Below are 13,819 nucleotides of genomic sequence, written 5' to 3' on the forward strand. Positions count from 1 at the left end.
GGTGGGCGGCAGTTTGGCAGCCCGAGTTTAAGCCTCTGCGGCCAGGGCGCGGGTGACGATTTCGTGCACGTCGGGGCTCAGACCGGGGTGGGCGGCCACGGCTTGCAGGGCTTGCTTGGCGGCGCTGCGGTAGGGCTCGACCAGCGGCTGCCAGCGCTCGAGCGCACGCGCCAGCCGCGCCGCCACCTGCGGGTTGAAGGCGTCGATTTCGAGCACGCGCGCGCGCCAGAAGGCGTAACCGGCGCCGTCTGGGCGGTGCAGGGCGGCTGGGTTGGCGTGGCAAAAGCTGCCGATCAGGCTGCGTGCGCGGTTGGGGTTGCGCAGTTTGAAATCGGGATGCTGCAGCAGCGCCTGCACGCGCGCCAGCCGCATGCCGTCAAAATCGGGGGCGCTGGCCTGCAGGGCAAACCATTTGTCCAGCACCAGATCGTCGTGCCGGTAGCGCTGGTGCATGCGCTCGAGGGCCGGTTCGGCCAGCGCGTGGCCGCTGTGCAGCAGCGCCTGCAACGACTGGTGCAGCTCGGTCATGTGGGCGGCGTCCTTGCAGCGCTGGTAGGCTTTTCCGGGCCAGACCGCGTCGCCACTGGTGCGCGCAGCCAGGCACAACATATTCAGCGCCAGCCCGGTCAGGTCGCGGCGGGCACTCGAGGCCGCATCGGGCCGGTAGGCGCCCTCGGTTGGGTGGGCCTCGAAGGCCCAGACCCAGTCGCCGTGGAGCGCCTGCGCGAGCTGGCTGCGCACGCTCAGGCGCACGGCATGGATGCGTGGCGGATCCACCTGCTGCACCTGGTCGGCCAGGTAGGCCTCGCTGGGGGCGGTGAGCACCAGCGCCTTGAAGGCCGGATCGAGCTCAGGGTGGCGCAGCACGGCACGCAGGGCCTCCAGCGTGGCCGCATCGAGCACCTCGGGGCGCACCGGGCCGCTGGCCTGCAGGGCATCCAGCATCTGGCGCAACATCAGCTGCTGGCCGGCTTCCCAGCGGTTGAAGGCGTCGCTGTCGTGCGCCAGCAGGGTGCGCAGCGCTGCGTCGTCGAGCTCGGTCTGCACGGTCACCGGGGCGCTGAAGCCGCGCAGCAGCGAGGGGATGGGGGCGCGATCGAGGCCCACCAGCCCGGTGAACACGAAGCGCTGCACCGGCGCGCTCAGCACCAGGGTGCGGCTGGTGCCTGTGGCCTCGGTGTCGCCTTCGAGCTGCAAGGGCAGGGCGCGGCCATCGGCCGCCAGCAGCCCGAGCGCCACCGGGATCACGAACGGCTCTTTGTGTGGCTGACCCGGCGTGGCCGGGCAGTGCTGGCGCAGCTCGAGCGTGTACTGGCCCAGTGCAGGGTCGAACTGGGCGCTGGCCTGCACCCTTGGGGTGCCGGCCTGGGCGTACCAGCGCTTGAAGGCTTCGAGCTGCGCGGCCAGCGCGCTGCCGGGGTTGGCGTCGGCCATGGCCTGGGCAAAGTCGTCGCAGGTCACGGCCTGGCCGTCGTGGCGCTCGAAATAGAGCTTGAGCCCGCGCGCAAAACCGGCGCGCCCGAGCGGGTCCAGCGCCGCGTCGCTGACCAGGGTCTGCATCATGCGCACCACTTCGGCCCCTTTTTCGTAGACCGTGAGGGTGTAGAAATTGTTGATCTCGGCGTACTGGTCGGGGCGCACCGGGTGCGCCATCGGGCCGGCGTCTTCGGCAAACTGACTGCTGCGCAGCACGCGCACGTCTTCGATGCGCTTGACCGCGCGCGCCGAGGCGCTGCCCGCCATGTCCTGGCTGAACTCCTGATCCCGGAACACCGTCAGCCCCTCTTTGAGGCTGAGCTGGAACCAGTCGCGGCAGGTGACGCGGTTGCCGCTCCAGTTGTGGAAGTACTCATGTGCGACCACGCTCTCGACGTGGGCGTAGTCGGCGTCGGTGGCGCTGGCTGGGCTGGCGAGCACGTATTTGGTGTTGAAGATGTTCAGGCCCTTGTTCTCCATCGCGCCCATGTTGAAGTCGCTGGTGGCGACGATCATGAAGCGTTCCAGGTCCAGCGGCAGGCCGAAGCGCGCCTCGTCCCAGGCGATGGCGGCCATGAGCGACTGCATGGCGTGCTCGGTCTTGTCGAGGTCGCCGGCGCGCACGTAAATCTGCAGCGTGTGCTGGCTGCCGCTGCGGCTGATGATTTTTTGCTCGCGCTGCACCAGCTTGCCCGCCACCAGGGCGAACAGGTAGCAGGGTTTGGGGTGCGGGTCGTCCCAGACGGCGTAGTGGCGCCCGCCCTCGAGCGCGCCGTGCTCGACCAGGTTGCCGTTGCACAGCAGCACCGGGTAGGTGGCCTGGTGGGCGCGCAGCGTGACGCGGTAGCGCGCCATGACGTCGGGCCGATCGAGGAAGTAGCTGATGCGGCGAAAGCCCTCGGCCTCGCACTGGGTGAAAAAGGTGCCCTGGCTCAGGTAAAGGCCCATCAGATGGCTGTTTTGCTCTGGGCAGCAGGTGGTGAAGATTTCGAGCTCGAAGGGCTCGGGGCCGGCGGGCAGGTTTTCCAGCACCAGCTGGCCGGCGTCGAACCTGAAGCTGCAGCCGGCGCCGTTGAGCAGCACCCGCGCCAGGTTCAGGTCGGTGCCGTCGAGGCGCAGCGGTTGCGCCGGCACGGCCGGATTGCGCCGCAGTTGCATGCGGTTGAGGACGCGGGTTTTGGCCGGGTCCAGGTCTAGGCTCAGATCGACGCGGTCGATCAGGTAGGCCGGGGCGGTGTAGTCGTGGCGCAGCACCACGGTGGCAGGGCCTTCACGCAGGGTCATGGTGGCTTTCTTGAGGGGGCGGTGGGGGCGGCGATGGGGGGTGGAGCGGCCTGTTGGAGGCTGGGTTTGTCAGACGCCTTGCTTGAGCGCGGCTTCGATGAAGGGGTCCAGGTCGCCGTCGAGCACTTTTTGCGTGTTGCTGATCTCGACGTTGGTGCGCAGGTCCTTGATGCGGCTCTGATCGAGCACATAGGAGCGGATCTGGTGGCCCCAGCCGACGTCGGTCTTGCTGTCTTCGAGCTTTTGCTGCGCTTCCATGCGTTTGCGCATCTCGTGGTCATAGAGGCGCGAGCGCAGCCGTTGCCAGGCCAGGTCGCGGTTGCTGTGCTGGCTGCGGCTGTCTTGGCACTGCACCACGATGCCGGTGGGCAGGTGCGTCAGGCGCACGGCCGAATCGGTCTTGTTGATGTGCTGGCCGCCGGCACCGCTGGCGCGGTAGGTGTCGGTGCGCACGTCGGCGGGGTTGATGTCGATCTCGATCGAGTCGTCGATTTCGGGATAGACAAACACCGAGGCAAACGAGGTGTGGCGCCCGCCCGAGGAGTCGAAGGGGCTTTTGCGCACCAGCCGGTGCACCCCGGTTTCGCTGCGCAGCAGGCCAAAGGCGTAGTCGCCCTCGATCTTGATGCTGGCGCCCTTGATGCCGGCGCTGTCGCCTGCGGTTTCGTCTTCGATCGTGGTGACAAAGCCCTTGCGCTCGGCGTAGCGCAGGTACTGGCGCAGCAACATGCTGGCCCAGTCGCAGGCTTCGGTGCCGCCGGCGCCGGCCTGGATGTCGAGGAAGCAGTTGAGCGGGTCGGCGGGCTGGTTGAACATGCGCCGGAATTCGAGTTGCTCGACCTGGGCACGCAAGCCCGCCGCTTCGGCTTCGATGGTGGCCAGGGCCTCGGTGTCGGCATCGGCGGCGGCGAGCTCGAACAGCTCGGAGTGGTCGGCCAGATCGCGCCCGATCTGGTCCAGCACGTGCACCACATTCTCTAGACTGCGTTTTTCCTTGCCCAGCTCCTGGGCGCGCTTGGGGTGGTTCCAGACCGTGGGGTCTTCGAGCGCGCTTTCGACTTCGGACAGTTTCAGGGCTTTGGCATCGTAGTCAAAGATACCTCCGCAGCTCGAGCGTGCGCGCGCTCAGGTCGGCAAGCAGGGCAGAGAGGGCGTTCTGTTGTTCGGCATCCATGGTCGGTGGCGTAGGCATTCGGGTAAAGCGCGCATTTTCTCATGCGCCAAGCCTTGGTGCCGCGTCAATGGCCGCCGCCGGCTGCCCGTTCAGGCCCCATCGGCAAAAAATGCCTGCAACAAAGCGGCCAGGGCCGCCGGTTGGTCGTGGTGCAGCATGTGCCCAGCATCGGGCAGTTGCTCGATGCGGCACTGGGGCTGCGCGGCTTGCAGGCGCTGGTGGAACTGGTCGCGGGTGTATTCGCCTTGGCGGTACCACTGGCCCAGGCTGTCGGCTTGGGCCTCGACCACCAGCAGCGGGGCGCGGATGCTGCGCCAGACCGCCAGCACCTCGTCGGCCCGGTACAGGTGCGGGTTGACGATTTTGTGCGCCGCATGGCCCAGCACCTGCCACTGGCCGTTGGCGTCGGGCGCGGCCCAGTGGCTGGCCAACCAGTCGGCTTTCTCGGGCGCGAGGCGGGGGTTGGTTTTGCGCAAGCGCAGCGCCACGGCTTGCGCGCTGGGGTAGCTTTTGAGCGCCAGCGTGCCTTGGCGCAACGCGTCGATTTCATCGAGCCAGCGCGCGTAGCGCTGCGGGGCCTGTTCGGGCTGGCTGGCCGGCATGCCAAAGCCTTCTACGTTCACCAGGCGGCGCACCAGCGCCGGCCGCACGCCGGCGTAGAGCATGGCCACGTTGCCGCCCATGCTGTGGCCCACCACGTCGAAGGCGGCTCCGGCGGGGCGGCCCAGGTCGGCGTTGAGGTGCGCGATCAGGGCGTCGAGGTCGGCCAGGTAGTCGGCGAACTGGTAATGGTCGGCGCTGCCGTAGGCAAGTGGGTCGGTGGCCGTGCCGGACCCCAGCGGGCGCGATTGGCCAAAGCCGCGCCAGTCCGGGGCAACGATCAGGCGCTCGGTCAGCCAGGCTGGGGGCAGGGCATCGACCATGAACTGCCACGAGGCCGACACATCCATCCAGCCGTGCAACAGCAGCAGCGGGGTGGCGCCGGGCCGGTGCTGGCCCCACTGGCGCAGGTGGTGGTGGTGCCCACGCAGGGGCAAAAACAGGCTATGGCTGGGGTGGCGAATTGGGTACATTGCAGGGATTATCAGGAGACAAACCATGCCCAGGTGTCAAACAGCGGACAAGCCACGCACCAAACCTGAACGATCGACTGCGACCCGGGCAGCCAAACCGCCGCCCCAGGCCGATTCTTACGCCTCCCTGCACGCCGATTTTCACTGGCAGGTGCCGGAGTTTTTCAACATCGCCCAAGCCTGCTCGCGGCGCTGGGCCGAGCAGGCGCAGACCGCCAGCCAGACCGCCGTGATCGCCGACGGCCCCGACTGCGCCAAGCCGCGCCACCACAGCTACGCCGAGCTGCAGCAGGCCGCGAATCGGCTCTCCAACGGCTTGCGCCTGCTCGGGGTGCGGCGTGGCGAGCGGGTGGCGATCGCGCTGCCACAGCGCTTCGAGACCGCCGTCGCCTACATCGCGGTGCTGCAGTTGGGCGCGGTGGCGGTGCCGCTGTCGCAGCTGTTTGGCCCCGAGGCGCTGGAGTATCGGCTGCAAGACAGCGCCGCCAGCGTGGCACTGGTGGACCCACACAGCGGCGCGCTGGTGCAGACGTTGCGCGCCCAGTGCCCGGCGCTGCGCCACGTGCTGGGCCTGACCGGGGCACTGGAGCCCGAGGTGATCGACTGGACTGCGGTGCAGGAAGCGGCGAGCGCCGAATGCGCGCTGGTGCCCTCCCGCGCCGAAGACCCGGCGCTGCTGATCTACACCAGCGGCACCACCGGCAACCCCAAGGGGGCGCTGATCCCGCACCGGGCGCTGATCGGCAACCTGAGCGGTTTCATCTGCAGCCAGAATTGGTTTGGCTTTGACCCTCAAGCGGCCGGCGCGCCCTCGCAGGCGGTGTTCTGGAGCCCGGCCGACTGGGCCTGGACCGGGGGGTTGCTCGATGCCTTGCTGCCGACGCTGTATTTTGGTCGCCCGATCGTGGCTTGGAACGGGCGCTTTGCGGCGGCGACGGCCTTTGCGCTGCTGCAGCGGCACCGCGTCACGCACACTTTTTTGTTCCCGACCGCGCTCAAGGCCATGATGAAAGACTGCCCGCAACCGCGCCAGCGCTACCGGCTGCGCCTGCAAGCCATCATGAGCGCGGGCGAAGCAGTGGGCGATGCGGTGTTCGACTACTGCCGCCAGCAGCTCGGCGTGACGCTCAACGAGATGTTTGGCCAGACCGAAATCAACTACGTGGTGGGCAACTGCGCGCGCCTGTGGCCGGCGCGCCCCGGCAGCATGGGCCGCGCCTACCCCGGCCACCGGGTGGCGCTGCTCGACGAGCAAGGCCACGAATGCGCCGAAGGGGAGATCGGCGAGGTGGCGGTGCACCGGCTGGACCGGCACGGCGTGCCCGATCCGGTGTTTTTTCTGGGCTACTGGAACAATCCCGGCGCCACGCGCGCCAAGTTCAGCGCCGACCCGGCCTCGAGCTGGTGCCGCACCGGCGACTTGGCCGTCTGCGACGCCGACGGCTATCTGTGGTACCAAGGCCGCGCCGACGACATGTTCAAGTCGGCCGGATACCGCATCGGGCCGGGCGAGATCGAGAACTGCCTCATCAAGCACCCCGCCGTGCTCTACGCCGCCGTAGTGCCCAAACCCGACGCGCAGCGCGGCGCCCTGGTCAAGGCCTACGTGGTGCTGGCGCACGAGGCGGCGCAGCAGCGCGCGCACTGCATCAACCCGGAGCAAGAGTTCGACCCGGCGCTGGTGGCCGAACTGCAAGCGCACGTCAAGCAGCGGCTGGCGCCCTACGAGTACCCCAAAGAGATCGAGTTCATCGACGCCCTGCCCATGACCAGCAGCGGCAAGGTGCAACGCCGCCTGCTGCGGCTGCAAGAGCAGGAGCGGGCGCAGCAGCGGGGCTAGGCTATCCACCCCGGCAACGGCTCCAGCGCCACCCCGTTGGCAGGCGGGGTGATCAGGGGTGTCAAGGCGCGCCGGACCGATTCCCTTCCAGCCTCGCAAGCCTCTCGGGTATGCGCTTTGGGTTAGGCTCTGGGGCTCATGAACCCCCACGCCCCTGCCCCTGCTTCCGGGCCTTTGCCTCCCCAGCCGCCGCGGCCGCCCGCCACCCGCCTTGCTTCCTTTTGGAGCATCGGCTGGCGCGCGCTGCGCCGCGACGCCCGCGCGGGCGAGCTGCACCTGCTGTTGCTGGCGGTGGCCCTGGCGGTGGCGGCGCTCACGGCGGTGGGCTTTTTTGCCGACCGGTTGCAGCAGGGTTTGCAGCGCGATGCGCGCCATCTGCTGGGCGGCGACGCAGTGGTGCGCAGCGACCAGCCCCTGCCACCGGCCTTCGTGCAGCAGGCGCAGGCACTGGGTCTGGAACTGACGCAGCATCTGGGCTTTCCGACCATGGCGCGCGCCGACGACGCCCAAGGCGGCGCCGCGCGGCTGGTGGCGCTCAAGGCGGTGCAAGACAACTACCCGCTGCGTGGCCAACTGCTGGTGGGCATGGCGCCGGGCGACGCCGGGCAGGCCACCACCGAGGTGCCGCGCCCAGGCTCGGTCTGGGTCGATCCGGCCCTGCTGGCCGGGTTGGGGTTGCAAGTGGGGCAGACGCTGTGGCTGGGTGACAGCCGCCTGACGGTCGAGCGCCTGATCGTGCTCGAGCCCGATCGCGGCGGCGGCTTCATGAGCCTGCAGCCGCGGGTGCTGCTGCACCACAGCGATCTGGCTGCCACCGGGCTGCTGCAGCCGGCCAGCCGGGTGAGTTACCGGCTGGTGCTGGCCGGGCCAGACGCGGCCGTGCAGCAATACACCGCGTGGGCGCAGGCCGAGCTCGAGCGCAGCGGCGTGCGCGGGGCGCAGCTCGAATCGTTCGCGACCGGGCGCCCCGAGCTGCAACAAACCTTGGAACGCGCCGAGCAGTTCCTCGGACTGGTGGCGCTGCTGGCGGCGCTGCTGTGTGCGGTGGCGGTGTCGATTGCGGCGCGGGTCTATGCCACGCGCCACCTCGACAGCTGCGCCATGCTGCGCGTGCTCGGTCTGTCACAGGCCACCATGGCGCGCGCCTATGCGTTTTCGTTCATGCTCGTCGGCCTGCTGGCGGGCGTGATCGGGGTGCTGCTGGGCTATCTGTTGCACCATGGTTTCGTGCTGTTGCTGGCCGATCTGCTGCGCGCCGAGCTGCCGCCCCCCAGCGCCTGGCCGGCGCTGTTTGGTCTGGGGGTGGGCCTGACGCTGATGCTCGCCTTTGGGCTGCCGCCCGTGCTGCAGCTGGCGCGGGTGCCGCCGCTGCGCGTGATCCGGCGCGAGGTCGGCGGCATCAAGCCGGCCTCGCTCGGTGTGCTGCTCTTGGGCGGACTCGGTTTTGCCGCCTTGCTGCTGGCCGTGAGCCCAGACCTGCAGCTGGGTCTGATCGCGCTGGGCGGCGTGGCGCTGGCGGCGGCGCTGTTTGCCGCCGCCAGCTGGGCCGCGGTGCGCCTGCTGCGGCGCTGGGTCAACGAAGCCACGGCCCCGACTTGGCTGCGCCTGGCCACGCGCCAGATCGCGGCCCGGCCAGCGTATGCGGTGCTGCAGAGCAGCGCCCTGGCCATCGGGCTGATGGCGCTGCTGCTGCTGGTGCTGTTGCGCACCGACCTCATCAGCAGCTGGCAGCAGGCGACACCGGCCGATGCCCCGAACCGCTTTGCCATCAACATCCAGCCCGACCAAGCCGCGGCTTTTCAGGGCAGCCTGCGCGCACAGGGCCTCGAGCGCTTCGACTGGTACCCGATGTTTCGCGGCCGGCTGGTGGCCATCAACGACCAGCCCATCGACCTCGAGACGCTGCCCACCGACCGCGGCCGCCGCCTGGCCGAGCGCGAGTTCAACCTCTCGCACAGCGCGCAGGCGCCCAGCCACAACGCCATCGTCGCCGGGCGCTGGCAGCCCGAGGAGCAGGGCAGCATCAGCGTGGAGGACGGCCTGGCCACAGATCTGGGTCTGCAACTGGGCGACCGACTGACGTTCGAGATCGCCGGCGTGCCGGTGCAGGCGCGCATCAGCAGCTTGCGCGAAGTCGATTGGTCGTCGATGCGCGCCAACTTTTTTGTGCTGTTCCCAGTCGCGCAGCTGCCCGAGGTGCCGGTGACCTACCTGAGCGCCTTTCGCGCCCCGGCCGCAGCGGGCTTTGACGCCGAGCTCGTGCGCGCCTTCCCCAACATCACGCTCATCGACCTGAGCGCCACGCTGGCGCAGCTGCAGCAGGTGCTCGCGCAAGTCAGCCGCGCGGTGGAGTTTTTGTTTGCCTTTGCGCTCGCCGCCGGGCTGGTGGTGCTGTTTGCCGCCATCGGCGCCACGCGCGCCGAGCGCGAGCGCGAGTACGCCATTTTGCGCGCCCTGGGCGCCCAAACCGCCCTGCTGCGGCGCGTGCAGCGGGCCGAATTGGCCGGCATCGGCCTGCTGGCCGGTCTGCTGGCGGCGCTGGCGGCGCTGGCCATCAACTGGGCGCTGGCGCGCTGGGTGTTTGGCTTTGACTGGACACCGGCGCTGTGGACGCCCGCCGTTGGCGCACTGGCCGGAGCCGCGCTGGCGCTGGCCGCCGGCTGGGCCGGGCTGCGCGCCGTGCTGCACACGCCGGTGGTGCAGACGCTGCGCGCGGCGGCGCCGTGAACGAGTGCATGATCTTGCGCCACCGTTTGGTGCATGGCCCAGCCGGCCTGAATGGACACATGCCAAGCCGAGGCAGCGCTCAAGCCCTCACCACATCACCGGCCCGCCCTTGGCGAGTGCGCGCTGGTAGGCGGCGCGCGCGTGCACGCGCTCGAGCCAGGCGTGCAGGTGCGGCCATTTTTTGCTGGCGCTGCCAGGGGTGCCGCCCAGGCGGGTGAGCGCGGCTTCGATCGGGTAGCTCATCTGGAAGTCGGCCAGGCTCAGGTGCGAGCCGGCGAACCAGGGGCGCTGCGCCAGCTCTTGCTCGATGAAGGGCAGGGCGCGTTGCAGGTTGGGGTCGATGAGCTTGAGCTGCACCTGCTGGCAGACGTAGTGCACGATCGGCTGCACCAGCGGGCGCACGAAAAACGGCATGGGCTGGCGCGGCAGCATCTGGAACACCAATTTCATGAGCAGCCATGGCATCAGCGAGCCTTCGGCGTAGTGCAGCCAGAAGCGGCAGCGCCGGTGTTCGGGTGTGCCGGGCGCCGGCACGAGCTGCGCCAGGTCGCCTTGGGCGCGTTCGGCAAAGGTTTCGGCCAGGTATTCCAGAATGGCAGCCGATTCGGCCACGACTTCGCTGCCGTGCACCAGCACCGGCGACTTGCCCAGCGGATGCACCGCCTTGAGCTCGGGCGGTGCCAGCCGGTTGCCGCGCTGGCGGGCGTAGGTTTTGAGCTCGTAGGGCAACCCCATCTCTTCCAGCAGCCAGAGCACGCGCTGCGAACGCGACTGCTCGAGGTGGTGCAGCACCAGCGCTGGGCGGCTGGGGTCGGGGGGTGCGGTTGGGCTGGGGGCCGTGATCGTGGGTGCAGTGCTGGGTGTGTCCATCATCGTCAGGCCCAACTGGCCACCCCCCACAGAGCCCAGGGGCTGCGCCAGATAAACTGTGCAAAGCTTCAACTGATTAAGTTTATCCTGGAAGTTCAGCCAGGTCGTTTTTGCCATTGGACAAGGCTTGATCGGATTCGGTCATTCTGCCGCAAGGGGCCTCATGCGCGTGCATGCCCCGGTTGCCACGAGGCAGACAGCACCTCGGCCTGCTGCAGCACGGTCTGCACCGCCGCGTCCTGCAAATCCGGCGGGTAGCCGTACTTGCGCAGGATGCGCTTGACCAACACGCGCAGCCGGGCCCGGGCCGATTCGCGGTGGGCCCAATCGACGGCGACGTTCTCGCGCAAGGACACCAGCAGTTCGTGGGCAATCACCCGCAGCTTGTCGTCACCCATCACCTGCACGGCGGACTCGTTCTCCGCCAGCGCGTCGTAGAAGGCGATCTCATCCAGGGACAGGCCCTGTTCCTCGCCGCGTTTGTGTGCGGCGCGAATGTCCCGAGCGAGCTGGATCAGCTCCTGCAGCACCTCGGCGGTGGTGATGGCGTTGGCGTGGTAACGGGCAATGGCGTCTTCCAGTCGTTCGGTGAAGGCGCGGGTCTCGACCACGTTGGTGCGGGTGCGTGAGCGGATGCTGTCGCCCAGCAGCTTGCGCAGCGCTTCCAGCCCCAGGTTCTTCTTCTCCAGCTGCTGCACTTCGAGCAGGAACTCGTCGGAGAGGATGGAAATGTTCGGCGTCTGGAGGCCGGCTGCCGCGAGGATGTCGACGATTTCGGTGGAAACCACGGCGCGGCTGACGATCTGCTGGATCGCCAGATCACGATCCTGCCGGGTGGTGCTGACACCCACCGCCGTCTTGACCAGCGCGGCACGGATGGCCTGGAAGAAACCGACTTCCTCGCGGATGGCGCGTGCTTCGTCCGAACTTGCCGCCAGTGCGAAGGCCTTCGACAGGTTCAGCACGCCATCGGCAAAGCGCCGTTGCGCCTGCTTCTTGGCTTCTGCTGTCTTTTCCGCCGCCGCCCATTGCTGCTGCTTGCCGAGAATCCATTCGATGGCACCGGCCATCATGGCCAGCCGTTCGCTGGGCGTGCCGCTCAAGGCCGTGCGGTAGTCGAAGCCGTGAAACATGTCGCGCACGATCTCGTACTTCTCAAGCAGCACCGCCACGGCCTCACGCTCGTCGATGCCGGTCTTGTCCTGGTCGGGCCTGGAATACTGGGCGAGTGCCGATTTCAGGTTCTGGGCGATGCCGATGTAATCCACGATCAGGCCGGCCGGCTTGTCGCGGAACACCCGGTTGACGCGGGCGATGGCCTGCATCAAGCCGTGTCCGCGCATTGGCTTGTCGATGTACAGGGTGTGCATGCTGGGCGCGTCGAAGCCGGTCAGCCACATGTCACGCACGATCGCCAGCCGCAGCGGGTCTTGCGGATCACGGGCGCGCTTGGCCAGGAGATCACGCCGCGCCTGGTTGCCGATGTGCTGCTGCCACGCAACCGGGTCGGACGCCGCGCCGGTCATCACGATCTTGATGCTCCCGGCGGCGTCGTCGCTGCTGTGCCAATCGGGGCGCAGCTTGATGATCTCGTGGTAGAGCGCCACGCAGATGCGCCGGCTCATGCACACCACCATCGCCTTGCCATGGAGCGCCGCCACCCGGTCCTCGAAGTGCTGCACCAGGTCGGCGGCCACCCGCGCGAGCCGCTTGTCGCTGCCGACCAGGGCTTCCACCGTGCTCCACTTCTGCTTGGTGCGTTCGGCGTTGGGCTCGTCCTCGTCCTCCAGCAGGGCCTCGATCTCGGCATCGATGCGCGGCCTCTCGGCATCAATCAGCTCGATGCGCGCAAGGCGCGATTCGTAGTAAATCGGCACCGTGGCGCCATCCTCCACCGCGCGGCTGATGTCGTAGATGTCGATGTAGTGGCCGAACACCGCCGGAGTGTTCACATCGGTCGCCTCGATGGGCGTGCCGGTGAAGCCGATGAAGGAGGCGTTGGGCAGGGCATCGCGCAGGTACTTTGCGAAGCCGTAGGCGATCTCGCCGGTCTGGCTGGCCACCTTGGCCTTGAAGCCATACTGGCTGCGGTGCGCCTCGTCGGCGATGACCACGACGTTGGCGCGATCGGTCAGCGCCGGGAAACCGGCCTCGTCCGGCGCCGGGGAGAACTTCTGCAGCGTGGTGAAGATCACGCCGCCGGAAGCGCGGCCCAGCAAGGTGCGCAGGTGCTCGCGGTCCTGCGCCTGCACCGGCGTCTGCCGGAGCAGATCGCGGCACATGGCGAAGGTCGCAAAGAGCTGGTCGTCGAGGTCGTTGCGGTCGGTCAACACCACCAGCGTGGGGTTGGCCATGCGCGGCTCCAGCACCAGCAGGCCGGCGTAGAACGCCATCAGCAGGCTCTTGCCCGAGCCCTGCGTGTGCCAGATCACGCCCGCCTTGCGGTCGCCCGGCGGCTGCTCCCGCACGCTGGTCAGGCCGTAGATGGCCGGGTCCTCGGCCACCGCATGCTGGCTGGCCCGCAGCGTCGATGCCACCGCCTTCCTGACGGCATGGAACTGGTGGTAGCCGGCGATGATCTTGACCAATCCGCTGCCGGTTTCACCGAACACGGTGAAATGGCGCAGCAGATCGAGGAAGCGCCCCTGCTCGAACACGCCCTCGACCAGCGTAGCCATCTCCGGCATGCCCTTGGGCTCTACGCGGGTGCCGTCGGTGGTGCGCCAGGGCATGAAGCGCTCGAAGTCTGCCGACAACGAGCCGACCCGGGCCTGCAAGCCATCGGAGGTCACCAGCAGCGCATTGCTGCGAAACAGCGCCTGAATCTGCTGTTTGTAGGTCTGGAGCTGGTTGAAGGCGCCGGCCAGCGTCGCGTTCTCGCCGCCGGGGGCTTTGAGTTCGATCACCGCCAGCGGCAGGCCGTTGAGGAACACCACCACGTCCGGCCGACGCTTGGCCTGGCCTGCCACCACGGTGAACTGCTGCACGGCGAGCCAGTCGTTGTGGGCAGGGCGTTCGAAGTCGATCAGCCGCACCCTGCCCGCCGTCAGCGTGCCATCCTCGGCGTAGTACTCCACATCCGCGCCTTCGGTCAGCAGGCGGTGGATGCGGTGGTTCTCCTCCAGCAGCTTGGGCAGTTCCGACTGCGTCAGGCGGCGAATGGCGTCGGTCTGCGCCTCGGGCGGCAGCGCCGGGTTCAGCCGCGCCACGGCGGCGGTGAGTCGTGCCTTGAGCACGACATCGTTGTAGGCATCGCGCTCCGGCTGCTTGCCGTCAGGGCCGATGACATCGTCCGAGGCGCAGGCGAAGCCCAGCCGGGAAAGCTGCGCGAGCAGGGCGGATTCCAGCTGGGCTTCGGTCAGAAATGCCATCGCT

The 13,819-nt window shown here is 68.5% G+C and carries 7 protein-coding genes; 2 read left to right on the forward strand and 5 right to left on the reverse strand.

Annotated features, from left to right (window positions below; genetic code table 11):
* Positions 1-27: 27 nt before the first annotated feature.
* The 3 genes from pepN to AAAZ40_RS07475 all read right to left on the reverse strand — a co-directional run bounded on the left by pepN (position 28) and on the right by AAAZ40_RS07475 (position 5,007).
* Positions 28-2,760 (reverse strand): aminopeptidase N, encoded by a 2,733-nt coding sequence (gene pepN / locus AAAZ40_RS07465; protein ID WP_476659776.1) that lies wholly within the window; start codon positions 2,758-2,760, stop codon positions 28-30.
* 69 nt (positions 2,761-2,829) lie between these two features.
* A protein-coding gene (prfB, locus tag AAAZ40_RS07470) for a peptide chain release factor 2 (RefSeq protein WP_476659777.1) occupies positions 2,830-3,934 on the reverse strand; the annotation gives its coding sequence in 2 pieces (ribosomal slippage) (positions 2,830-3,852 and positions 3,854-3,934; 1,104 coding nt in all).
* A gap of 89 nt (positions 3,935-4,023) precedes the next feature.
* The gene (locus AAAZ40_RS07475) at positions 4,024-5,007 is read right to left on the reverse strand and encodes an alpha/beta fold hydrolase (RefSeq protein ID WP_476659778.1); all 984 of its coding nucleotides are present in this window, start codon (positions 5,005-5,007) and stop codon (positions 4,024-4,026) included.
* A 25-nt stretch (positions 5,008-5,032) separates the two neighbouring features.
* Between AAAZ40_RS07475 and AAAZ40_RS07480 the strand changes: the two genes are divergently transcribed.
* Together AAAZ40_RS07480 and AAAZ40_RS07485 are read left to right on the forward strand one after the other, a co-directional pair.
* Positions 5,033-6,847 carry an acetate--CoA ligase gene (locus tag AAAZ40_RS07480; RefSeq protein WP_476659779.1) on the forward strand — a complete coding sequence of 605 codons (1,815 nt, stop codon included), beginning with the start codon at positions 5,033-5,035 and terminating at the stop codon, positions 6,845-6,847.
* Between the two features lie 138 nt (positions 6,848-6,985).
* Positions 6,986-9,574 (forward strand): ABC transporter permease, encoded by a 2,589-nt coding sequence (locus AAAZ40_RS07485; RefSeq protein WP_476659780.1) that lies wholly within the window; start codon positions 6,986-6,988, stop codon positions 9,572-9,574.
* Between the two features lie 87 nt (positions 9,575-9,661).
* Here AAAZ40_RS07485 and AAAZ40_RS07490 read toward each other — a convergent pair whose 3' ends face one another.
* Positions 9,662-10,447, reverse strand: coding sequence for a glutathione S-transferase family protein (locus tag AAAZ40_RS07490; protein WP_476659781.1), 786 nt, complete (start codon positions 10,445-10,447; stop codon positions 9,662-9,664).
* A gap of 158 nt (positions 10,448-10,605) precedes the next feature.
* A complete protein-coding gene (locus AAAZ40_RS07495; RefSeq protein WP_476659782.1) occupies positions 10,606-13,815 on the reverse strand; it encodes a type I restriction endonuclease subunit R in 3,210 nt (1,069 codons plus the stop codon).
* Positions 13,816-13,819: the final 4 nt, after the last annotated feature.

This window comes from Serpentinimonas sp. SMBJO2 (assembly GCF_056341105.1).